We start from the raw sequence: 21,979 nt of genomic DNA on the forward strand, positions 1-21,979 counted from the left end.
TGCGCTAAGAGGCTATCGCTTCGTCCCTGCTCTGACTGTCGGGAAGGAATATCAAGAACACCGTTCCACTCTTCCCCGGTCTAGTACTGCTTTTGACTTTCAACCAGCCGCCATGCTTGTTCACAACATCTCGCACGATAGCCAGCCCCAACCCTGAACCACTGTCTCCCTTCTTGCTGAAGAACGGTTCGAAAATCGCGTTCAGGTCTTCTCTGGCTATTCCGCACCCATTGTCTGCAAACGTGATCCGCAAGCCACGTCGCTGCTGCCCTGACCATTCTCTTCCCGCTAACACTCGAGCGTGCAACTGTCCACCCCTGGACATCGCATCCGCCGAATTCAGCAGTAAGTTGCTAAACACCTGTCTGAGTTCACCCGGATAAACCGGAAGCTCCGACTCTGTACGGTATCGCTTGTGCACTGAGATCTCGCCTGCATCCAATCTTCTCGAATACAAGCCAATCACCGAATCCATCAACTGGGGCACATCTGCCATCTTCAGCGCAGCAGGATCCTTGTACTGGTACAGTGCGCTCTGAGTGATTTCCGAGAGTCGCTGAAGCTCTTCTTCAGCTAGCGACAGGCACTCGCGACCTCTCTGAGTTAATGTCGCCTCTTCTTCCACCATGTACAACAGACTCAGAACCGACTCCAGTGGATTGTTGATCTCATGCGCAAGTGAAGCCGCAACTTCGCTTTGCACTAGTTTGTTTTTGCTCTGCAAGGGCCACCTTGACCACAAAGTAGGCTCGCGAACACCCCTTTACATTCTGTGGATAGTTCGTCCGATACCGCAGCAATTCCAATGGTTGCTTTAACCTGCGCGTGGCGCTCTCGAACCCTCTCGCATCGTCGCTGCCCGCGCGTGCTGTTTTGCAAGTACCGATACTGCCGCTCAGCCGTGCTCCGCCCACTACAGCCCGGAAAAGCACTACAATGATCTCCCGAGAGAGGAACCCATGACTGCCTTCAGCCGTGTAGTCAGAATCAGGCTCGCCCGATTGCTCCCCGTAATCCCCTTTATCGTTCTCTGCACTTCGTGCTCTGACTTCTGGGTATCCGACACCTCGACCGCCTCCGTTACGGTCAGTCCCACCGCGCTCATACTTAAGGCAGCTACTTCTGCTGGCAATCCCGGAGACAGTTCCACAGTTGCGCTCTCGGCCACTACCGTCGGCGGAGCCACATCCGACCAGACCACCGCAGCCACATGGACGAGCAGTGCCCCGAACGTCGCCAGCGTCAATGCAGGCAAAATTACCGCCGTCGCAACCACCGCAGACCAAACTGCGCAGATTACCGGCAAGCTTGGCGGACAGAGCGCAACTGTTAACGTCCTGACTTACACCGGATCCGAGCCCACCACCATCGTGGTCAGCTTTCCCAGCTCTGTTTCCCCCAGCGTCATCAGCCCCGGCCAGAAATTCAAAGTCACCGCTACGGCAGCACTCAGCGGCAATTCCTCGCATGACATCTCCAATTACGTCACGTGGACGAGCAACACTCCGTCGGTCGCGACGGTCGACGCCGCCGGAAACGTCACTGTCCTCAGTTCCGCAACCGCAGGAAACACTTTCGCCATCACCGCGACCGCCACTTTCGCCACCGGCACTGCCCAAGGCACCTCCACAACATTCAGCATTCCGACCATACTCTAGTAGTTCTTGGGTCCGCGACCGCTGAACGGGCTCACCCTGCTGAGTGCCCCACGTTCGCGCCGTCTTAGGCGCTAACGTGGGAATGCATCAGCTCACGCCCTAGTCCACAACTGAACGACACACCTCACAATCCCACACAGACCCTACCTCGCCCTATCTAACTTGACATACCCCATGAGGGTATATATAGAATACCCTCAGGGGGTATACAGATGTCGGAAAACACTGCTACACACAAGTCGCTCACACTGGTCATAGAAGGAATGCATTGCGGCGCATGCGTTCGCCGCGTTTCGAATGCGCTCGCTTCCGTACAGGGAACGACAGTCGACGCTGTCGAAGTCGGCTCCGCCAGCGTGTCTTACGATCCAGCCATGATTTCGCCTGCCCAGATCGCATGGGCCGTCAACCGTATCGGCTTCAAGGCTGAAGTACAGCAGGAGATGTGATGTCCGACACTGTCGCGCTCACACCAAAACAAGAGCGATCACAGGCTCGCGCAGGCAAGCAGCGGATCACGATCCCGGTAACCGGGATGACCTGCGCGGCCTGCCAGTCGTTCGTGCAACGCACGTTGGAGGAGCAGCCCGGAATCACCACAGCCACCGTCAACCTCATGCTGCACAACGCGACCGTCACTTTTGATCCCGGTATCACCTCGCCAGAGGCGATCGTCGAAGCTGTGCGCGGGACGGGATACGGGGCCGACCTTCCTCATGAAGCGCAATCGGCGGTTGAACTTCAAGAAGAGCGCGATCGAGAACAGCGTCGCGAGTACGAAGCTTTGAGGAACAAGGCGGCATTCAGCCTTCTCGCGGGTGCTCTCGCCATGACGCTCTCCATGCCGCTGATGAATGCCGGACATCACGCGCACAGTCCCGAAGTAGCTGATCCGCTTCTTCGCTGGTCAATGCGCGTGCTCGATCCGGCTCTTTCAGCGGCGCTGCCTTGGCTGTACAACATTCCTCTCGCGTTCATCAGTTCCCTTCTGCTCGCGCTCACTGCGACCGTTATGGCGTGGGCGGGGCGTCGATTCTACGTCAAGGCCTGGTCGGCGCTGCGGCATCGCTCGGCTGACATGAATACACTAGTGGCCCTAGGCACCGGGGCTGCGTTCCTCTTTTCTGTTGCCGCGACATTTGCGCCTCACTGGTTTTTGTCTCACGGCGTCGCGCCCGATGTTTACTACGAAGCGGTCATCTTCATCATCGCGCTCGTTCTGGTCGGCAACACATTGGAATCCAGAGCCAAGGGACAGACCGCTTCGGCACTGCGCAAGCTTGTGCAACTTCAACCCAAGACTGCGCGCGTTGTGCGCGATGGTGTCGAGCTAGACCTGCCAATCGAGCAGATCGGAACCGACGATGTAGTCCTCATCCGACCTGGGGAACGAGTTGCCGTCGATGGCGAAGTCGTCTCGGGAACTAGCTCTGTCGATGAGTCAATGCTTACGGGCGAGAGTTTGCCGATTGAGAAGATGCCGGGTGCGCGCGTCATCGGCGGCACGGTGAACAAGAGCGGCGCGCTGCAAGTGCGTGCGACAAACCTGGGTTCCGCGAGCACGCTGGCGCAAATCGTGCGCCTGCTGCGTGATGCCCAAGGTTCTCGTGCTCCAATCCAGCGACTGGCAGACCGAATCAGCGGGGTCTTTGTCCCGGTCGTGATCACGCTAGCACTGATCACCTTTGCAGCATGGGTTCTACTCGCACCCGACGCGTCGATCATGAGAGCGTTCGCCGCCGCAGTAACGGTGTTGATCATTGCGTGCCCATGCGCAATGGGTCTCGCTGTCCCTACCGCGGTGATGGTCGCAACCGGACGCGGTGCAGCCGCAGGCATTCTCGTCAAAGGTGGCGAACCGCTACAACGTCTGGAAAAGATCGATACCGTCGTCCTCGACAAGACCGGAACAATCACGGAAGGCAAGCCGTCCGTCACAGATGTCATTGTGCCAACAAACTCACTCGGACCATCCCGCGACCAAGTATTAACGATGGCCGGATCGCTCGAACGTTATTCGGAACACCCTCTCGCCGCCGCAGTCGTGGAGTTCGTCCAGGACACTGGCCTGCCACTCACTGACGCAGCGCAATTCGAAGCGCACGCAGGCCATGGAGCAACCGCCGCAGTAGGTTCTGTGCACGTAGCTGTGGGGAATGCGCTGCTGATGCAAAACATTGGAGTCGCGATCGAGGCTCTCGAACGCGATGCACAGCGCCTTGCCCGTGAAGGCAAAACGCCGCTCTATGTTGCTATTGATCACAAGCTTGCTGGCATTATCGCCGTGGCGGATCGGGTTAAGCCGACGTCTTCACAGGTAATTCAGTTACTGCGAGAGCAGGGCCTGAAGGTCGTGATGCTGACTGGCGATAACGCACTCACCGCCTCCGCGATTGCCGAGCAGGTAAAGGTCGATGGCGTCCTTGCCGGAGTTCTTCCCGATGGTAAACTCGACGAGATAAAACGCCTTCAAGCCAAAGGACAAGTCGTCGCGATGGTTGGTGACGGCGTGAACGATGCTCCGGCACTGGCGCAAGCAGATGTAGGCATCGCGATGGCAACTGGCGCAGACGTGGCTATGGATGCTGGTGACGTAACCCTCATGCGCAGCGATCTCGTCGGAGTGGCGCAGGCCATTTATCTTTCTCGGTCGACGATGCGAGTGATGCGTCAGAACCTGTTCTGGGCCTTCCTCTATAACGCGATCGGAATTCCTATTGCGGCGGGCGCACTGTATCCTGCATTTGGCATACAGCTTAGCCCGGTGCTCGCCAGCGCGGCGATGGCGCTCAGTTCCGTGAGCGTTGTATCCAACAGCCTGCGCCTGCGTCGACTGAAGATGCCCGCAGCTCAATAGTGAACTTGAGAGTGACACATATGGCGAAACTTGATTCAGACAACTCTAGTTGCGAACATCACAAGGCCGAGCATGAAGTGCCCGTCGCTGGCCGAAAGGCCGTCGCGGTTGACGACGATATCAAAGCCGCGAACTTGAAACGTCTTCGCCGCATTGAGGGGCAGGTTCGCGGGTTGCAGCAGATGATCGAAGGTGACCGGTACTGTGCAGACATCGTCACCCAAATCTCAGCGGTGCACGAAGCACTCCGCAGCGTCTCGCGTGAACTCATGCGAAATCACCTGAAACACTGCGCGACCAAGGCCATTAAGGGATCGCCCGAACAGGCAAACGCGATGTACGACGAGTTGATCGAACTCATCTACAAGCACTCGCGATAGCAACACGAGTCTCCAGAAAGTGAATGAGTGGGTTGCGAAGCGTGTTGCAACCCACAACTCGGTGCTCCCGCAGAAAGTTTCATGGCCAGATGCACGGCTCCCAATATGCTCTCCCGTTTCCATTCCGGTTCCCGTACATCACTCGGCACTGCTTCTGAGTCATTTGACTGACTTCGCTGATGTACAATTTCAATGAAGGCTTAGCAGCCAAATTCGCAATCATTCCAGAAAACTACATACATAAATGTCTGAAATCAGAAAAATTGGCATCTGTACCGGCGGCGGAGACTGTCCTGGACTTAACGCAGTCATTCGTGGCGCCGTAAAAACCGCCATCCTCAAGTACCGCTATGAGGTAATTGGCATTCGTGACGGCTTTGACGGCCTCATCTGGCCGGAAAAGAGCCGCCCCTTGCTGCTCAGCGATGTGAGCGGCATTCTGCCTCGCGGCGGAACAATCCTTGGCACGACGAATCGTGGCAATCCCTTCGCCTATCGTATGAGCAACGACGGCTCTGACAGCGTCCGCGACATGTCTGACGAAGTCATTCACAACGCCAAGGTGATGGGACTCGACGCGCTGATCGTAATCGGAGGCGACGGTACCCAGAAGATCGGACTTGAACTGGCCAAGAAGGGACTGCCTGTTGTCGGCGTTCCCAAGACCATCGATAACGATCTCTCGGCCACCGACGTCACCTTCGGCTTCGACTCCGCCATTCACGTGGCGACTGACGCCATCGACCGTATTCACACCACGGCCGAATCGCACCACCGCATCATGATCGTCGAAGTGATGGGACGAGATGCAGGATGGATCGCCCTCCACGCCGGTATCGCTGGCGGGGCTCACATCATCCTGCTCCCGGAAATCCCCTTCACCATCGAGAACGTCTGCTCGTACATCAATCAGCGGCACATCTTCGGCAAGAAGTTCACGATTATCTCGCTCGCCGAGGGCGTGAAGGTTCCCGAAGAGATCATGAAGGACGCTATCCAGCGCTATGGATCCGTTCCAAAGGGCATCAGCGTCGGCAACCTGATCGGCGAAGCAATCGCCCAGTGCTCCAAGAAGGAAGTGCGCGTCACCGTGCTCGGACACACCCAGCGTGGCGGCTCGCCCTCTCCCTACGATCGCATCCTGAGCACTCGCTTCGGCGTCGCGGCTGTGGACCTCATCGCACAGCGCGGATTCCTCAAGATGGTCGCCCTCCGGGGAGGCCGCATTGAGTTCGTCGATATCGCCGAGGCAATCGGCAAGATGAAAGCTGTCGATCCGAACGGCGACCTCGTTGCCACCGCTCGTGCGGTCGGCATCAACTTCGGCGAAAACTAAACTCTCCTCACCCGGTCTGGCCCATCAGCCAGGCCGGGTGATTCACTTGCCTATTAGCTTCCACGACACCCTCCTGTTGCCTGAAAATTTACATCCGAGTCAATGGTTGAACCAAAACAGCCGGCTCATTGTCGTCCGAGTTATCTTTTTCAGTTTCTCAATTACTTCTCAGACAATCCCTCGCACTTCTTAAATCTATTCCCTAAGTAGTCAAATCTCTGTTCCTAAGCTATTCACTGATACGCCAATGGTTTATCTGCGCCGCGAACGTGAGTTATAGTGGAGTTTCATCCAGAAGAGAAGCCCTTGTATTTTCTGAAACATCGCTCCCGTCCGCTCGCCATTCGCCTCCCGCTTGCAACCGCGCTCCTGTTCGCGCTGCTTTTTGCTGCCTGCAAGCATGGAGGCCCAATCACCGGCGGCGAGACCATGTACGTTTCTGCCCCACAGGGCAATCTCCGTGACCACGTCGCCACCGTGTATAACCGAGTCGGATCGGTGAAGAATGGCGACAAGGTCGAAATCCTGGAACGCCAAAAACGTTTCGTCCGCGTTCGCACTGCTGATAAGCAGGAAGGCTGGATTGAATTGCGCGCGCTCGTTTCGAGCGATGTGTACGACGAATTCCAAAAGCTGGCCAAAGACAATCGCAACACTCCCATAGAGGGCCGCGCCATCACTCGCACCGAACTGAACATGCACGTTACGCCGGGCCGCGAGACCGAGACGCTTTATCAGCTTCCTGAAAACTCTAAGATCGAATTGCTCAAGCGCTCCACGGCTGAGCGCGCCACGGCTGAAGAAATCGCAGCCAAGAAGTCTGAGGCCATAGCGAAAGCCGCAGGCGAACCCAGCAAGACTCCCAAGCGCGCAACGAAGCGTCCTCCCGAGCCAGAAAAGAAGAAGAGTTCGCTTCCTCTTCCGCCGCTGCCGCCCACACCGACACCACCGCCCGATGCACTCGTAAAATCGGCGCTACCTATTGAGACATCAGCTTTCGGAGCAGTCCCCGAACCTCCGAAACCAAAGCCATTTGACGACTGGTGGCTAGTGCGCGATCAGCAGGGTCGTGTTGGTTGGGTGCTGGCGCGCATGGTCGATCTCGACATTCCTCTCGACGTGGCGCAGTACGCTGAGGGCCAACGCATTCAGGCCGCGTTCGTGCTCAACACGGTTCAGGACGAGGAGAAGGGCCAAGTCGCGCAGTACCTTGTTCTGCTTCAAGAGAACAAGGACGGTATTCCGTACGACTTCAATCAGGTCCGCGTATTCACCTGGAACCTGAAGCGGCATCGCTACGAGACGGGCTATCGAGAGAAGTACATCATTGGCTATTTCCCGGCGAAGGTCACTACGGAAGACTTCGGCAAAGAAGGCATCATGCCCGTGTTCACCATCCGGAAACAGAATGTGGATGGCTCGATCAGCGAACGGAAATATCGCGTGATCGGCAACATCGTTCGCCAGGTGCTTGCTCCGGGTGAGCAACCGCCGCAGAGCGCCGTATCCCCCGACGCCCCGAAGAAAAACCCTGCAGATGCAAAGGGTTCGCCACGCGGAAAAGCCGGAACGCATCGCAAGAAGAAGGGTTGATCTGCAGGGCAACAACTCCAACTTATCTCTCGGCTAAACCATCCTTGCAGGGCCAAAACGAATCTTACTCGCTAGGTGTAAAACGGGGGGTAAATGGCGTTATGGCCGAAAAAATTAAGAAACTCGACCTCCAAAGGGACTATAAGAAGTTTCTATATTTCATCGACGGTCAGGGGAATGTCTGCAGTAAGCCTAAGAACGGGGAAGGCGAATCGAAGGTCCTGATTGAGCACGCGGTGGACCGCGACAACCAGTTCCTGTACTTCATCGACAAAGAGGGTGACATCTCGCGCTCGCCTCGCGGACAAAAGAAGAAGGCGGCTTAAGCCGGAGTACATTTTGTCCAGAGCTCGGGTGTGCTCCACGGATGGCTCGGGTTGGAACATGTATGTGTTCCGCGACGGCAGAAGGAAGATTGCCGGATCCGAGCTGGTAACAAATGTTCAGAACGCGCTGTTACGCTGGCGCGAGGCGGAAGAACACGATCAGCAAGAGTTGGCCCTAGCAGCACTGATCGCCTCGGGCGAACTTGAATGTGCTCTGCTGGATAGTTCTAATTTGTATTCACCAACAGCCTCGGAGATCACCGAGGCTGTTGCAATTGCGTTCCTAAACGGCACAAGAGATTCGCTTCCATCAATCTTGGAGAAAGCCGGGCAGATCTCTGCCGAGGGTCTGTATGAGGTAGCGGTACAGGAAGGTTTCGCCTACTATGCCCTGCATCCACTAAAAGTCAAAATGCTGCTTGACAGCTTGGCCCTCGCAGACAGCGTAGCGGTCATCGGCATTCGCAGCATAGGCGTAACCCTCAGCGCGGTGGCTTGTGCCACGTTGCGCTCCCGAGGTCTCACGTGCCCGCGAATTACGGTTCGTCCGACCGGACATCCATACAACCGTAAGCTGGATTCAAGTTCGCCATTTTGTGAATGGATTGAGAGTTCGCATGCAGCCGAGTATCTGATTGTTGATGAAGGCCCGGGCATCAGCGGCTCCTCTTTTCTTGCTGTTGCCGAAGCTCTCGTTGCATGCGGTGTCTATCCGGACAAAGTGCACATGATTGGCAGCCGAAGCATGGATCCAGCCTCTTTGCGCGCAGACAATGCAGCCGAGCGCTGGGCGAGATTTCACTTTCATGTTCTGCAAAATGCACCTTTGCCTCCTGCGGGAGCCGGGGAGAGTCTCTCGGGTGGAACTTGGCGGCACTTCTTCCCTTTCAGCAACGAGTTGGCTCCGGCATCTTGGCCCGCTCTTGAACCTGCAAAGTTCCTGTCCTACGACCGACGAAGCATCTTCCGATTTGAAGGATTTGGGCACTTTGGTTCAGAGATAGGTTCACGGGCGCGGATTTTGGCCGAGCATGGATTCGCGCCGCGCTATCTGGGAAACCGATGCGGCTTCGGCCAGTATGAAGTGGAAAGCGGTCGCATGCTCAGCGCAAGCGACTGGTCCGACGACGTGCAAGGGAGAGTTGTTGACTACCTCTCACTGCGCTTGAGAAGTTTCGCGACCGACCGTGAACAAACTCCAGAGCTGGAGAAGATGTTGCGCTGGAATTGGAAGCTGGAGTTTGGAGAAGAGCTGAGCGAATCCGAGTCACACCTTGCCGCTCAATATGTGTTGTTTTGCGATGGGCGCATGCAGCCTCACGAATGGCTGCGCACGCGCGAACGGAAGCTGCTGAAGCTCGATGCGGGGGCTCACGGCGACAATCACTTCTTCCCCGGCCCGTGCGATGTCGCATGGGACGTCGCCGGGGTGATTGTGGAGTGGAACCTTGAGGGCGAAGCGCGCCATCGCTTCATTCGCGAGTATGAAGCACGATCCGGAGACCGAGTTACCGGGAGACTCGCGCCTTACTTACTGGCCTACACCATCTTCTCGCTTGGTTGGTCGAAGATGGCATCGCTTGCAGCGGCAGGTGAATACGATGAAGCGCTGCTCACCCGCGACTATCTACGATATCGTGAGTTCGCACTGCGTCTGCACCCGATCGCTGATTCCGAAGTTGATCCGACAGAACAAACGGAAAAGGCCGAACCCTCGCTGGGTCCGGCCAAAATCGCGTAATGCCTGAATTCTACTTCGAATAGAAGTCTGATATCGCGGTGACTACCTGCTGCTGTTCTTCCATTGTCAGTTCGGGGAAGATCGGCAGTGCGAGCACCTCTTTGCAGGCGCGTTCAGCTTCGGGGAAGTCGCCCGGCTTGTATCCGAGGTACGCGAAACACTGCTGCAGGTGCAGCGGAACGGGATAGTAGATCTCGCAGCCGATTTTGCGGCTTTGCAGGAAGTCGCGAACCTCGTCTCGACGGTGAGCGCGAATTACGTACTGGTGGAAGATGTGTTTTGCCTGCGGAGCAGTCGTGGGCAGAGCCACTGGAGTCGAAACATCGACATGAATCGATGTACCACGCGTACCTGTGAGTCCAGCTTTCTGCAGCAGGTCGTCGTACGTGGCGGCAATCTCGCGACGACGCTCATTCCACTTATCAATAAAGGTCAGCTTAATCCGCAGCACCGCTCCCTGAATGCCATCCATGCGAGCGTTCCAGCCGATCTCTTCGTGGTAGTAGCGGCGCGCGGCTCCATGATTCCGAAGGCGCTTCATGTGTTCGCCCACCTCAGCATCCACGGTGGTTGCTGCTCCGGCATCTCCGAAGGCGCTGAGATTCTTAGTGGGATAGAAGCTAAAACCTGCCGAACGGCCCAGCGCTCCAGCATGACGTCCATTCCAAGTGGCCCCAAATGCCTGGGCCGCATCTTCTACAATAACCAACCCACGTTTTGCGGCAACGGCATCGAAAGCGTCTGCGTCCACACACTGTCCATAGAGATGGATAGGCATGATGCCCTTCAGCTTCTCCGGATGCTGAGTGTCAATGACGTGCTCGACCGCACTGGCAGACAGATTGAAAGTGGCAGGATCAATGTCGGCAAAGAGGGGACGCGCTCCGCAACGGGTAATGGAGCTTGCGGAGGCGAAAAACGTGAAAGGTGAAGTGATGAAGCTGTCGCCTGCGCCGACGCCAACACCGGCGAGGGCCAACCACAAGGCATCCGTTCCAGAAGAACATCCCACGGCGGCCGCGGCCCCGAGGTACACTGAAATTTCGCGCTCCAGCGCCGCTACTTCGTCGCCGAGCACCAGTGACTGCGATTCGCAGACCTGATCAATGGCAGCACGCACCAGTTCACGAATGGTGACATACTGGCGCTTGAGATCGAGCATGGGAACGGGCGTAAGCTTTGTGGCAGAAGAACTTGTCATGAAGGGATTGCACTCCGGATGTTCGTAAACTGATTTTAACACCCGGGGTGGGCGCGGCCATGCAGATGCTGGAATGTGACTCTGATCACAGCGGCGCGTGATGGTATTTCACTACAAATGTAGTATCTGAAATCCAGTCTGGTGGTGGGGAATCAATCCTTCGCTGTTGCAGGGCGAGGAAAGAGGAAGCTTGGCGACCGCAGATCAGAGCGTAATGGACCCGGCGCAGAGTAGCGGGCCAGTGTCGCGTCTGAAGATCATAATTCGCGGGGCTGTGCAAGGCGTGGGCTTCCGGCCATTCGTGTATCGTCTGGCGACAGAGCTTGGCCTGAACGGCTGGGTGAACAACACTGCTAATGGCGTATTTATTGAGGTAGAAGGGCCGCGCCAGCATGTAGACCCGTTTCTGCTGCGAGTAGAACGCGAGAAGCCTGCTATCTCTTTCATCCAGAGCCTTGAAAGCAGCTTTGCTGACCCGGTCGGGTACGAGAGCTTTGAAATTCGCAAGAGCGAAGGCGGCGAAAAGACCGCTCTAGTACTGCCCGATATTGCGACCTGCCCTGAGTGTCTGCGGGAAATACTCGATCCGACCGACCGACGTTTCCGATACCCGTTCACGAACTGCACAAACTGCGGCCCACGATACACGATCATCGAAGCACTTCCCTACGACCGTCCACGCACGACGATGAAGAAGTTCACAATGTGCCCCGCGTGTCAGCGCGAATATGGCAATCCCATGGATCGCAGGTTCCACGCGCAGCCGAACGCCTGTCCGGAATGCGGTCCGCAATTGGAACTATGGGGCATCTCTGGAGAGGTGTTGGCGCACCAGGATAGCGCCCTGATGGGAGCTGCCGAAGCGATTCGCCAGGGCAAAGTTGTGGCAGTGAAGGGACTCGGCGGATTTCACTTGATGGTCGATGCGCGCAATGAACAGGCTGTGCGCACGTTGCGCGAACGCAAGCATCGGGAAGAAAAGCCGTTCGCGCTGATGTATCCCACGGTGGAAGACGTGCTCAAGGAATGCGATCTTTCGCCGCCCGAAGAACGGTTGTTGCGCTCGCCGGAATCGCCGATTGTGCTGGTGAGGCGCAAGAGCATCGAGGCATCGAGTTTGGCTGCGTCCGTCGCGCCGGGGAATCCGATGCTAGGTGTGATGGTGGCCTACACACCCTTGCACCATCTGCTCATGCGCGATTTGGGCTTCCCTGTGGTGGCGACCAGCGGCAATCTGAGCGATGAACCGATCTGCATCGATGAACGTAACGCGCTGGAGCGGCTGAGCGGAATAGCCGATGCGCTGCTCGTGCATGACAGGCCGATTCTTAGGCATGTCGATGATTCGATTGTGCGCGTGATGGCCGGGCGTGAGATGGTGATGCGTAGAGCGCGTGGATTCGCGCCGCTGCCTGTGCGTCTCGAAGAAGAAATGCCGAAACTCCTTGGGGTGGGTGCGCACCAGAAGAACACTGTCGCTTTGTCAGTGGGACGCCAAGTATTCGTTAGCCAGCATATCGGCGATCTCGAGACAGATCAGGCTAGTGCGGCTTTCGAGCGCGTGATCGGCAGCCTTGAGAATCTGTACGAAGCTACGCCTGAAACAGTGGCCTGCGATCTTCATCCGAACTACATCTCGACCGGATACGCGCATCGGGTTTGCGCAGAGCCAACGGGAGTACAGCATCATTACGCGCATGTCTTGGCGTGCATGGCGGAGAATGAGGTCAAAGCTCCAGCGCTTGGCGTCGCCTGCGATGGAAGCGGATGGGGACCGGATCAGACGGTTTGGGGCGGAGAGTTTCTAAAGATCGATGAATATGGATATTCTCGCATTGCTCGACTGAGACCATTCCGGCTGGTGGGGAGCGAACGGGCCGTACGTGAGCCGCGCAGGTGTGCGGTGGGCATGCTGTTCGAAGCGATAGGAAACGAGTTTTTTGGGCAAGAGTCGCTGTTCCCGGTTCGGGCGTTTCCTGCAACAGAGCGCAAGATTATTGAACGAATGCTGTGCCAGGGATTGAACAGCCCGTGGACATCGAGCATGGGGCGTCTGTTCGACGCCGTGGCTTCGCTGATCGGGCTGCGGCAGATATCGCGATTCGAAGGGCAGGCTGCGATGGAACTTGAGTGGGCCGCGGCACAGAGTGATGAGCGCAGCGTGTACGAGTTCGAGATTGTCGGGCCCTCAACCGCCGATGCGCCTGCGGAGTTGGATTGGGCTCCGATGCTCAGAGGTATTCTTGCCGAAGTTGAGCAGGGCGTGAAACAGCAAACGATGGCGAAGAAGTTTCATAATACGTTGGCTGAGATGATTTCGCGTATGGCGGCCCGGAATGCGGGAATGCCAGTCGCGTTGAGCGGTGGATGTTTTCAGAATCGATTGCTGACCGAGTTGACGGTTATTCGACTGCAGGCCGAACGTGTGAAGGTTTACTGGCATCAGAGGATTCCGCCGAATGATGGTGGCATAGCGTTGGGACAGGTAGTGGCGGCAGCACGAGAATTGCGATTGAAAAAGATTGCGAAGGAGCGGATATGTGTTTAGCAGTGCCCGGAAAGATTGTCAGCGTGAGCGGCGAGGATCTGGCGCGACAGGCTCGCGTGGATTTTAGCGGAGTGCTGAAAGAAGTGAATCTGGCCTACGTTCCGGAAGCTAAGATCGGCGACTACGTGCTGGTGCATGTCGGCTTCGCCATCAGCGTGGTGGACGAAGAAGAGGCTGGCAAGGTTTTTGGATATCTCAAAGAGATGGGCGAACTTGGTGAGCTCGGAGAGTTGTCGCCGGATCCAGGAGTGAAGCAGTGAAGTTTTCATCGGAGTATCGCGACGCCAACGCGGCACAAGGTTTCGCGCAAGAAATTCGGCGCATTACGACGCGTCCATGGACGCTGATGGAGATATGCGGCGGACAGACGCACGCCATCGTGAAATTTGGGATCGACGAATTGTTGCCAAAAGAAATCGAACTGGTGCACGGGCCGGGGTGCCCGGTGTGCGTCACCCCTCTGGAGTTGATCGACAAGGCAGTGAAGATTGCTGAACGCCCGGACGTAATCTTCTGCTCGTTTGGCGATATGCTGCGCGTGCCAGGAAGCGAAGTCGATCTGTTCGGGATCAAGGCGCGGGGCGGAGATGTGCGTATTCTCTACTCACCACTTGATGCGCTGAAGATCGCCAAAGAAAACCCGACGAAGGAAGTTGTGTTCTTCGCCGTGGGATTCGAGACGACAGCTCCAGCGCACGCGATGGCCGTTTACCAAGCAAAAAAGCTGGGCATCACGAATTTCTCTGTGCTGGTATCTCATGTGCTCGTACCTCCGGCGATGGAGGCGATTCTGGGTTCGCCAACGAACCGCGTGCAGGGATTCCTCGCCGCGGGACACGTCTGCGCCATCATGGGATACGACGAGTACCTTCCCATTGCCGCGAAATACAAGGTGCCGATCGTCGTTACCGGATTCGAACCACTCGACATTTTGCAAGGCATCGCGATGTGCGTAGCGCAACTAGAGCAGGGACACTACGAGGTCGAGAATCAGTACACACGCGCGGTTACGGAGAGCGGTAATCGCCCGGCGCAGCATTACGTTAAAGAAGTATTCATGGTAGTGAACCGCAAGTGGCGCGGGATCGGCGAGATTGGATCGAGCGGACTTGGATTGCGTCCTGAATATGCGGAGTATGACGCCGAACTCAAGTTCAACGTCGGCGATTACACGGCAGAGGAAAGCTCGCTGTGCATCAGTGGCTTGATCATGCAAGGGCAGAAAAAACCGCATGAATGCTCGGCTTTCGGCAAGCAATGCACGCCGGAAAAACCGCTGGGCGCACCAATGGTCTCGAACGAAGGAGCCTGTGCCGCGTATTATCGGTATCGGCGCGCCGAGTTGGCGACAGCCGGGAAGGTATAACGGATGAGCACCATCAAAGATTTCACGCTGAACTGCCCCATGCCAATCACGGATTATCCGACGGTAACACTGGCACACGGCGGCGGCGGCAAGTTGATGCACCAACTGATCGAAAAGATGATTTTGCCAGCGTTCAACAGCCCATTGCTGGAGACGCGGCATGACGGCGCGGTGTTTGAGTTGGGCAAAACGCGTCTGGCATTTACGACTGATTCCTACGTGGTGCATCCGCTGTTCTTCCCTGGAGGCGACATTGGCTCGCTGGCCATCAACGGCACTGTAAATGACCTGTCGATGTGCGGCGCAAGGCCGGTCTACCTGAGCTGTGGGCTGATTCTCGAAGAAGGCCTGCCGATGGAAACGCTCTGGGCCGTGGTGCAGAGCTTGAAGCAGTCAGCCGAAACCGCTGGCGTGCAACTGGTCACGGGCGACACGAAGGTAGTCGATCGTGGCAAGGGTGATGGCGTGTTCATCAACACTGCGGGCGTCGGCGTGATCGAACATGGATTGACGATCGGGCCGGCAAGTGTGAAGGCGGGTGACGTTGTTCTGCTAAGCGGTGACATTGGCCGTCACGGAATTGCGATCATGGCGACTCGCGAGGGCCTGGAATTCGAGTCGGCAATCGAGAGCGACTGCGCTCCGCTGAACGGCGCGGTACAAGCGCTGATTGCAGGCGGCGTTGAGGTTCACTGCCTGCGCGACCTGACGCGTGGTGGACTCGGCACGACACTGATCGAAATTGCCGAAGCGACAGGATCGCAAATCCTGATCGAGGAGATGAAGATTCCTGTGCGCGACGACGTCAGTGGAGCGTGCGAAGTGCTCGGATTCGATCCGCTGTATCTCGCGAACGAGGGCCGCATGATTGTCTTTGTGCCGGAGGCGGAAGCCGCGCGGGCGTTGGAGCTTTTGCGTGGCGATCAGCACACGGCGGGTGCAGTTGAGATTGGGCGCGTTACGGAAGATCGCGGCGGTGTGGTGAAGATGAAAAGCCGCATCGGCACAACGCGCGTCATCGACATGCTAAGTGGAGAGCAATTACCGCGAATCTGCTAGCAGGGTTGGTGAATCAAAAGATTGTCGTCTCCTGCGGCCCTTCGGGGCCGCTCTTTTTGCGCCAATTCTCGATGTCGCAAGTCTGCGATACTCTGATGTCGAGGAGAATTCGATGACTGGCATTCGGCGCTATTCCTACGTACTCGTTGACGTATTCACCCACTATGCACTCGAAGGCAACCAGCTTGCGGTATTCACCAACGCGGGCGGGCTTACGGATGCCGAGATGCAGGCGCTTGCCAAAGAAACGAATCTGTCAGAAACGACTTTTATCCTGCATCGCGAGCCACAGATTGAACGGCAGGATGGTGTGCGAGTCCGTATCTTCACCACGCAGGAAGAACTGCCATTCGCCGAACATCCGACACTTGGAACAGCTTGGGTTCTGGCTCAGGAGCGCAAAACGAATCGAATCGAACTCGACTTGAAGGTAGGCAAGATTCCCGTTGAGTTCACGTTGACGGCCGACGGATCGCTCTCGGGCGAGATGCGACAGCGCGATCCTGAATTTGGCGAGCGCTATCCAGCAGATGTCATTGCCGAAGCAACTGGTGTGCCGCTGGAAGACTTCGACACGTCGCTGCCGATTCAAACAGTTTCTACCGGAACACCTTTCACGATGGTGCCGCTGAAATCACTCGCAGCGATGCGCGATTTGCGTGTCGATCAGAAGAGCGCGACCGAGTTCACCAATGAACACGATGGCAAGTTCTTTTATTTCGTCACTCGCGAGACGGTGACTCCGGGAGCCACGCTACATGCTCGCATGCAGTTCTATAACGGCGAAGACCCGGCGACGGGTTCCGCGGCAGGATGCTGCACGGCATGGGCGGTCCAACACGGCGTGCTCGCCAGCGAGACGCAAGGCTTGATCGAGCAGGGGCTGGAGATCGGACGGCCAAGTTTCATCCGAATTCGCGGACGCAAGGTTGGCGATGGTGTCACAGATGTACGTGTAGGCGGCGAAGTGGTAGAGGTCGCTCGCGGCGAGTTTGCATTGCAATCAATAGCAAAGTTGTAGGTTTTGAAGGCGTTTCGCAGGGTTGCTCTTTACGGCATCGTGATCAGAATGCAAATGGCTAACTTTGCACTTGTCAGAATCGAAGCTTCTACATACGATTCCTGACACCGCTAAGCCTGACGATGCGCCACATCGCACGATCCATGCAGTCTGGATCACAGGTGAGATAGAGCCATTCACGATGACTGTAAAGAAGACAATTCTGTGTGTGGACGACGAACAAAGCCTCTCAATCCAGAAGGTCACGCTTCAAACGCGAGGCTATCGCGTGATGACCTGCAACACCGCAGTACAGGCGATGGAAATCTTCAAGAACAGTAGTGTGGACTTGATCTTGAGCAATGCGCACCTGCCCGATGGTTCTGGCACAGACATGGTGACCCGCATGAAAGAGCGGTCGCCTGAAGTGCGAGCCATCCTCTTGAGCGGGAATGTGAACCTGTGCGATGCGGACCCTCTGGTCGATTTGCTCCTACGCAAGGGAACGTTCGCACAGGCGGAACTTCTGGAGCGTATCCGACTCTTGCTGGTGAAACGTCGCGGGCCTCGCCGCACTTTGACTTCAGCGATTGTGAGTCGCGCCCAAGCCTGCTAGTGGATCAACCCTAGATTCGGGCCTTAAGGTGCCTGTAAGGGAACACGTGTGCCTGTGCCATTCAGTTGCTGATCAACCAGAGAGTACTTAGAAAGCGGAGTTGTCTCTCGTCATCTATTCGGCTGTGTACCAATTGCTTGCAAGCATTCAACTAGGTGAAATCCAGCTCTCGCGGTCACGTAAGGCCCTAGATCACCTAAGGTTAAAACCCAAAGAAGAATAGGACTTTCTGCGGCTATCGTGGGGTACTCCGGGCCATTAGTCTCTTGCGCTGGTACTCGATACAACTTCCGCAAGGAGTGTTCGTTTTGAAGAGACAACTACAACTCGCAGCGAGCGTTATGTTCTCCGTCTCTGCCGCGTTTGCCGGGGTATCAGTTTCCTCGCCCACCTCGGGACAAACTACAGCGTCACCGATGCATGTGGTCGCTTCGGCGACTATGTCGTATCCAGTTACCACCATGCAGGTTTACGTTGATGGCAAGCTCGTGGATCAAAAAAGCGCGACGTCTCTCAACGACTATGTTTCTGTTGCGACCGGTTCGCATTCGGTCGTCGTGCAGTCATGGGACACGCACGGCGGGTATGCGAAATCCGGCACAATCACCGTCAATGTAGGTTCAAGCAGCAGTGGTGGCGGCACTACAACTACAAGTTCAGGGTCTACGACTTACTCCAACATTGACCAGCTTAGCGGTTGGTCTAACTGCGGCGCCTGCGCCGGGATTGGCGGCAATGGCCCAACTGTTCCCTATTCGATGACCCAGAACATAAGCTCGCCTTCGATGGACGGACGAGCAATAAAGTTCTGGATCGGCGGCTCGACTCCCTACGGCAACGCCCTGTGGTGGAAGCAACTTGGGGCGAATGGAGGGACATCGCACTTCGCCTACGACGTTTACTTCTACTACACCGATGCAAGTGCGCCACAGGCACTGGAGTTCGACGTCAACCAGTCTGTCGGCGGAAGGAAATACATTTTCGGCACGCAATGCAACGTGGCCGCAAAGCAATGGGATGTGTGGAATACTTCCGGCGCGTACTGGATGCACACAGGCGTAGCCTGCACGGCTCCGCCCACCTACACGTGGAATCATCTGGTGTGGCAACTGGAGCGGGTGAACGGCCAAACTCACTTCATATCGGTGACGCTGAACGGCGCAACCCACTACATCAACCGGTACGGCGGATCGAGAGGATCCAGCGTGAACGAACTGAACGTTGCATTCCAGATGGACTTGAATGGCAGGCCCACGCCGTACACGGTGCTTCTGGACAAGGTGACACTGAAAGCCTGGTGAGCAATTCCTGATGCGAAATCTAAAGGCGGAGCGCAGGTGCTCCGCCTTTGTCGTAATGCCGATAGCAGGTGTGCGATAGCGCTCGTGTAATATGGATAAGCACACTCATGGCACCTATCATTCAAGTTGAGAACGTCACCAAGACTTACCACGTTGGCAAAGTCAACGTTCAGGCAGTGCGGGGCGTTTCGTTCGAAGTAGAGCGGGGAGAATTCCTGACCGTCGTAGGCCCCTCGGGCAGCGGCAAGTCTACCCTCTTTTATATTCTCGGCGGATTGGCCCAGGCCGATTCAGGACGCGTGCTGATCGACGGCACCGATTTTGCGAAGACAACCGATTCGGAGCGTACCCACCTTCGGCGCGACAAGATCGGCTTCGTTTTCCAGAAGTTCAACCTGCTGCCCACGTTGACTGCACGCGACAACATCAACATCGCAATCAACATTGCGGGGGATAAGGGAAATCAGGACCAGGAATACTTTCACAACATCACGAAACTGCTTGGCATTGAGAAACGCCTTGATCATCGCCCCAGCGAATTGAGCGGTGGCGAGCAGCAACGTGTGGCGCTGGCCAGAGCATTGATCAACAAACCTGCAATAGTGCTGGCCGATGAGCCTACGGGTAATCTTGACACCCAGAATTCAAATGCGGTGCTGGAGATGCTGCGTCGCTCGAACCAGGAACTCGGACAGACGGTGCTGATGATTACGCACAATCCCGAAGCCGCCCGATTTGGCCATCGTATTCTGCATTTCCGGGACGGGCAGGTGGTAGGGGCCGAGGTGGTTCCGCAGTCGCAGTGGACTGAGGCAAACAGCAAATAGCCTTATATATCCACAGTTTCAGGGCCAAGTGCGTTTGACAGAGCAATGTGCTTTGTCTAAGATTGAAAAGTCGAGCGGGAGTAACTCAGTGGTAGAGTGCGACCTTGCCAAGGTCGAAGTCGCGGGTTCAAATCCCGTCTCCCGCTCCAGAAATTTCTAAACCCTCGCCGCCGTGCGAGGGTTTGCCGTGAAAGACGGCTGCTCTCCAAGCCTGTTCTAAGCTTTACTTTTCGCTTCAAGGCGCGGTAGCCAAGTGGTAAGGCAGAGGTCTGCAAAACCTTTATTCGGCGGTTCGATTCCGCCCCGCGCCTCCAAAATTCCCAACAAACAGACAGAAACTCTCAGTCGTGAATCGTTGCTTCCTGATTGCATCCTTCCTGATTCCCAAGTGAACACGAATTGCTGAAAGCCTGCTTCGGCCGCAGCATTGAGGCCAAAACGCTGTTCACGTACCCCATAGCGGACCTAGTGGGCCGGACCAAGCAACGCTCAATGCAGAAGGCCGTACACGGCTACACCGTTTGTTGTGCCGACGAAAACTTGTCCATTCACGATCGTGGGCGTGATGAACTTATTTCCTGTGCCAAGGCTGTCGCGAGAAGCATTTTGGCTGCTGTTGTAGAGTTCCTGTGCAATGTTAGAGGCGTTGTAGGCATGCAGCACGGCGGTGCTGCCGTTCTCAACTGCCCATACGATTCCATCCGATGTGCCGTTGGCCGAGACACTAGGAGTTGTCCCTGGATACCTGAAACTAGTGCCACTTTCGGCAGAGGGAGCAGTGGATAGTTTTGCATTAGCAATCGAAAAGGCTTTCAATCTGTCTCCCACCGCTCCGAAATACAGAACGTTGTTGAAATACGCTGGCATCGAAAACACCGAACCGCCAAGTTGGCCCGCGATTTCCTGATAAACATCGTTCTTCTGGGGATCGAACCTTCCCATGGCGTTACGATCCACTACATAGATATGCGCGTCCTTGCCTGCCCCGACAGCTAACTGGCGAACGGCACCCGAAGTATCCTTCAGATCAGGCAATACGATTGCGCCGCCTGAACCAAGGTCCTGATCGACGCTTGACTGCTGCACAGTATTGAACGGCGAGAAGTAGTCCGCAACCGCAAGATGGTTGTTGGCAGTCGAGAGCTTGATGAATGAGTTGCCAAAATTCCCATGACTTGGGAACCCGTTCGCATCGAGTATCGTGTCGAACGTGCCATTGGCATCAAGGAAGTAGATGTTTCCGCCCGCATCGGCAGCCATGGCAGTTCCGCTCATCCAAATGGAGCCTTCGCTTCCATTGGGTGTGAGGTTGATTGCGGATGTCTGATTCAACGTAGTTGTGTCGTATCCAATTACCCATCCCGTATAAGGCTGGATGTCGCAATGCGAGGTCCAAGCCGTATAGATAACGCCGTTCAGAAGCAGCAGTCCTACGCGCTCGGCATACTGGCCGGGATCGAAAGCAACGCTTCCTCCCGAACTGTTTTCCCCGGTGCCCAGGTAGGAGGCCTATATTTCTTTCGGACCGCCGAGTTGTTCTGAGCCGGTCGCAAGATCGAGGGCATGCAGTCGCTGATGATAGCGGCCGGTGGAATCCTTTGACATAGCTACGACGTAAATCGTGCCATTTGTGCCGCGTTGGCGATCAATGACAGGTGTAGAAGTGATGCCAATCTCAGGTGTGATCTGGCTGCATCCATGATCGTCGCTTGGAGTTTCATTCGCTCCGAGTACGGATGAGTGCCATAGCTGCTGGCCGCTCGAGCCGTCGAATGCAAACACGCTGTCGTGCTCCGTCACCACGTAAACGACATTCCGATTCTGGCCCGCGACGTTCAGGTTGGATACGTACAGCGGTTGGCCATCGACTTTGCCGTCAGCAGGTAGGAAACGAACTTTGCCGAAGCTGGAGGAGTTCACTGTTGCCAAGGTGAGTGATGTTTCCTGCAGATTCTGGCCAGTGCGGGCAAGGTCGTTGTGATATGTGAGCACATCGGCAGCACCTGTTTGCGGCGCGCTGGTGGGACTCCCAGTACCTGTACTTGCAGTCCCTCCGGTAGAACTGCCGGTGCCACACGAAACCCACGCGGCCGCAACCAATGTCGCGGCTGAGATGAGCACAAACGATAGCCAGAATCTCTGCATCGCTACCCGTGGCAAGACTCTCTCC

20 protein-coding genes and 2 tRNA genes are annotated in these 21,979 nt (G+C 56.3%); 18 read left to right on the forward strand and 4 right to left on the reverse strand.

Annotated features, from left to right (window positions below):
• Nucleotides 1–4 precede the first annotated feature (4 nt).
• On the reverse strand, nucleotides 5–703 hold the full coding sequence (locus AC6IZD_RS13645; RefSeq protein ID WP_497783868.1) for a sensor histidine kinase: 699 nt from the start codon (nucleotides 701–703) through the stop codon (nucleotides 5–7).
• Between the two features lie 256 nt (nucleotides 704–959).
• On the opposite strand from AC6IZD_RS13645, the gene AC6IZD_RS13650 reads away from it, so the two are divergent.
• From AC6IZD_RS13650 to AC6IZD_RS13685, 8 genes are all read left to right on the forward strand, one after another.
• The gene (locus AC6IZD_RS13650; protein WP_497783869.1) at nucleotides 960–1,658 is read left to right on the forward strand and encodes an Ig-like domain-containing protein; all 699 of its coding nucleotides are present in this window, start codon (nucleotides 960–962) and stop codon (nucleotides 1,656–1,658) included.
• Between the two features lie 212 nt (nucleotides 1,659–1,870).
• Nucleotides 1,871–2,107: a heavy-metal-associated domain-containing protein gene (locus AC6IZD_RS13655; protein ID WP_497783870.1), complete on the forward strand. Its 237-nt coding sequence runs from the start codon at nucleotides 1,871–1,873 to the stop codon at nucleotides 2,105–2,107.
• Entirely contained in the window at nucleotides 2,107–4,515 is a 2,409-nt protein-coding gene (locus tag AC6IZD_RS13660) for a heavy metal translocating P-type ATPase (RefSeq protein ID WP_497783871.1), read from the forward strand. Before AC6IZD_RS13655 ends, AC6IZD_RS13660 begins: the two co-directional genes overlap by 1 nt.
• A gap of 20 nt (nucleotides 4,516–4,535) precedes the next feature.
• On the forward strand, nucleotides 4,536–4,895 hold the full coding sequence (locus AC6IZD_RS13665; protein WP_497783872.1) for a metal-sensitive transcriptional regulator: 360 nt from the start codon (nucleotides 4,536–4,538) through the stop codon (nucleotides 4,893–4,895).
• A gap of 244 nt (nucleotides 4,896–5,139) precedes the next feature.
• The gene (locus AC6IZD_RS13670) at nucleotides 5,140–6,231 is read left to right on the forward strand and encodes a 6-phosphofructokinase (protein ID WP_497783873.1); all 1,092 of its coding nucleotides are present in this window, start codon (nucleotides 5,140–5,142) and stop codon (nucleotides 6,229–6,231) included.
• 306 nt (nucleotides 6,232–6,537) lie between these two features.
• Nucleotides 6,538–7,824, forward strand: coding sequence for an SH3 domain-containing protein (locus AC6IZD_RS13675; protein WP_497783874.1), 1,287 nt, complete (start codon nucleotides 6,538–6,540; stop codon nucleotides 7,822–7,824).
• 101 nt (nucleotides 7,825–7,925) lie between these two features.
• On the forward strand, nucleotides 7,926–8,150 hold the full coding sequence (locus AC6IZD_RS13680; RefSeq protein WP_497783875.1) for a hypothetical protein: 225 nt from the start codon (nucleotides 7,926–7,928) through the stop codon (nucleotides 8,148–8,150).
• A 13-nt stretch (nucleotides 8,151–8,163) separates the two neighbouring features.
• Nucleotides 8,164–9,891, forward strand: a complete 1,728-nt coding sequence (locus tag AC6IZD_RS13685) for a hypothetical protein (protein WP_497783876.1) — start codon at nucleotides 8,164–8,166, stop codon at nucleotides 9,889–9,891.
• Between the two features lie 10 nt (nucleotides 9,892–9,901).
• Here AC6IZD_RS13685 and AC6IZD_RS13690 read toward each other — a convergent pair whose 3' ends face one another.
• Nucleotides 9,902–11,092 (reverse strand): DegT/DnrJ/EryC1/StrS family aminotransferase, encoded by a 1,191-nt coding sequence (locus tag AC6IZD_RS13690; protein WP_497783877.1) that lies wholly within the window; start codon nucleotides 11,090–11,092, stop codon nucleotides 9,902–9,904.
• Between the two features lie 190 nt (nucleotides 11,093–11,282).
• On the opposite strand from AC6IZD_RS13690, the gene hypF reads away from it, so the two are divergent.
• From hypF to AC6IZD_RS13740, 10 genes are all read left to right on the forward strand, one after another.
• On the forward strand, nucleotides 11,283–13,640 hold the full coding sequence (gene hypF / locus AC6IZD_RS13695) for a carbamoyltransferase HypF (protein ID WP_497783878.1): 2,358 nt from the start codon (nucleotides 11,283–11,285) through the stop codon (nucleotides 13,638–13,640).
• Nucleotides 13,631–13,900 carry a HypC/HybG/HupF family hydrogenase formation chaperone gene (locus tag AC6IZD_RS13700; protein WP_497783879.1) on the forward strand — a complete coding sequence of 90 codons (270 nt, stop codon included), beginning with the start codon at nucleotides 13,631–13,633 and terminating at the stop codon, nucleotides 13,898–13,900. The genes hypF and AC6IZD_RS13700 overlap by 10 nt, the downstream gene beginning before the upstream one ends.
• Nucleotides 13,897–15,006: a hydrogenase formation protein HypD gene (gene hypD, locus AC6IZD_RS13705; RefSeq protein WP_497783880.1), complete on the forward strand. Its 1,110-nt coding sequence runs from the start codon at nucleotides 13,897–13,899 to the stop codon at nucleotides 15,004–15,006. The genes AC6IZD_RS13700 and hypD overlap by 4 nt, the downstream gene beginning before the upstream one ends.
• 3 nt (nucleotides 15,007–15,009) lie before the next feature.
• Nucleotides 15,010–16,065, forward strand: a complete 1,056-nt coding sequence (gene hypE / locus AC6IZD_RS13710; protein WP_497783881.1) for a hydrogenase expression/formation protein HypE — start codon at nucleotides 15,010–15,012, stop codon at nucleotides 16,063–16,065.
• A 112-nt stretch (nucleotides 16,066–16,177) separates the two neighbouring features.
• A complete protein-coding gene (locus AC6IZD_RS13715) occupies nucleotides 16,178–17,086 on the forward strand; it encodes a PhzF family phenazine biosynthesis protein (protein ID WP_497783882.1) in 909 nt (302 codons plus the stop codon).
• Between the two features lie 70 nt (nucleotides 17,087–17,156).
• Nucleotides 17,157–17,681, forward strand: a complete 525-nt coding sequence (locus AC6IZD_RS13720; RefSeq protein ID WP_497783883.1) for a response regulator — start codon at nucleotides 17,157–17,159, stop codon at nucleotides 17,679–17,681.
• 308 nt (nucleotides 17,682–17,989) lie between these two features.
• Nucleotides 17,990–18,982 (forward strand): hypothetical protein, encoded by a 993-nt coding sequence (locus AC6IZD_RS13725; RefSeq protein ID WP_497783884.1) that lies wholly within the window; start codon nucleotides 17,990–17,992, stop codon nucleotides 18,980–18,982.
• 107 nt (nucleotides 18,983–19,089) lie between these two features.
• Nucleotides 19,090–19,809 carry an ABC transporter ATP-binding protein gene (locus tag AC6IZD_RS13730; RefSeq protein ID WP_497783885.1) on the forward strand — a complete coding sequence of 240 codons (720 nt, stop codon included), beginning with the start codon at nucleotides 19,090–19,092 and terminating at the stop codon, nucleotides 19,807–19,809.
• Between the two features lie 74 nt (nucleotides 19,810–19,883).
• Nucleotides 19,884–19,958 (forward strand) — tRNA-Gly (locus AC6IZD_RS13735).
• 90 nt (nucleotides 19,959–20,048) lie between these two features.
• Nucleotides 20,049–20,123: transfer RNA gene (locus AC6IZD_RS13740), tRNA-Cys, on the forward strand.
• A gap of 175 nt (nucleotides 20,124–20,298) precedes the next feature.
• On the opposite strand, the gene AC6IZD_RS13745 is transcribed toward AC6IZD_RS13740, so the two are convergent.
• A complete protein-coding gene (locus tag AC6IZD_RS13745) occupies nucleotides 20,299–21,141 on the reverse strand; it encodes a hypothetical protein (protein WP_497783886.1) in 843 nt (280 codons plus the stop codon).
• Nucleotides 21,142–21,318: 177 nt separating this feature from the next.
• Nucleotides 21,319–21,969: a hypothetical protein gene (locus AC6IZD_RS13750; RefSeq protein ID WP_497783887.1), complete on the reverse strand. Its 651-nt coding sequence runs from the start codon at nucleotides 21,967–21,969 to the stop codon at nucleotides 21,319–21,321.
• Between the last annotated feature and the right edge of the window lie 10 nt (nucleotides 21,970–21,979).

Source organism: Koromonas humicola, from assembly GCF_059726255.1.

What these genes read in the sequence shown, in the direction of transcription:
- AC6IZD_RS13730 (WP_497783885.1), top strand. Translation starts at nt 19,090, where the DNA reads ATGGCACCTATCATTCAAGTTGAGAACGTCACCAAGACTTACCACGTT.
- AC6IZD_RS13700 (WP_497783879.1), top strand. Translation starts at nt 13,631, where the DNA reads ATGTGTTTAGCAGTGCCCGGAAAGATTGTCAGCGTGAGCGGCGAGGAT.
- AC6IZD_RS13660 (WP_497783871.1), top strand. Translation starts at nt 2,107, where the DNA reads ATGTCCGACACTGTCGCGCTCACACCAAAACAAGAGCGATCACAGGCT.
- AC6IZD_RS13690 (WP_497783877.1), bottom strand. Translation starts at nt 11,092, where the DNA reads ATGACAAGTTCTTCTGCCACAAAGCTTACGCCCGTTCCCATGCTCGAT.
- AC6IZD_RS13715 (WP_497783882.1), top strand. Translation starts at nt 16,178, where the DNA reads ATGACTGGCATTCGGCGCTATTCCTACGTACTCGTTGACGTATTCACC.
- AC6IZD_RS13670 (WP_497783873.1), top strand. Translation starts at nt 5,140, where the DNA reads ATGTCTGAAATCAGAAAAATTGGCATCTGTACCGGCGGCGGAGACTGT.
- AC6IZD_RS13665 (WP_497783872.1), top strand. Translation starts at nt 4,536, where the DNA reads ATGGCGAAACTTGATTCAGACAACTCTAGTTGCGAACATCACAAGGCC.
- AC6IZD_RS13655 (WP_497783870.1), top strand. Translation starts at nt 1,871, where the DNA reads ATGTCGGAAAACACTGCTACACACAAGTCGCTCACACTGGTCATAGAA.
- AC6IZD_RS13650 (WP_497783869.1), top strand. Translation starts at nt 960, where the DNA reads ATGACTGCCTTCAGCCGTGTAGTCAGAATCAGGCTCGCCCGATTGCTC.
- hypE (WP_497783881.1), top strand. Translation starts at nt 15,010, where the DNA reads ATGAGCACCATCAAAGATTTCACGCTGAACTGCCCCATGCCAATCACG.
- AC6IZD_RS13680 (WP_497783875.1), top strand. Translation starts at nt 7,926, where the DNA reads ATGGCCGAAAAAATTAAGAAACTCGACCTCCAAAGGGACTATAAGAAG.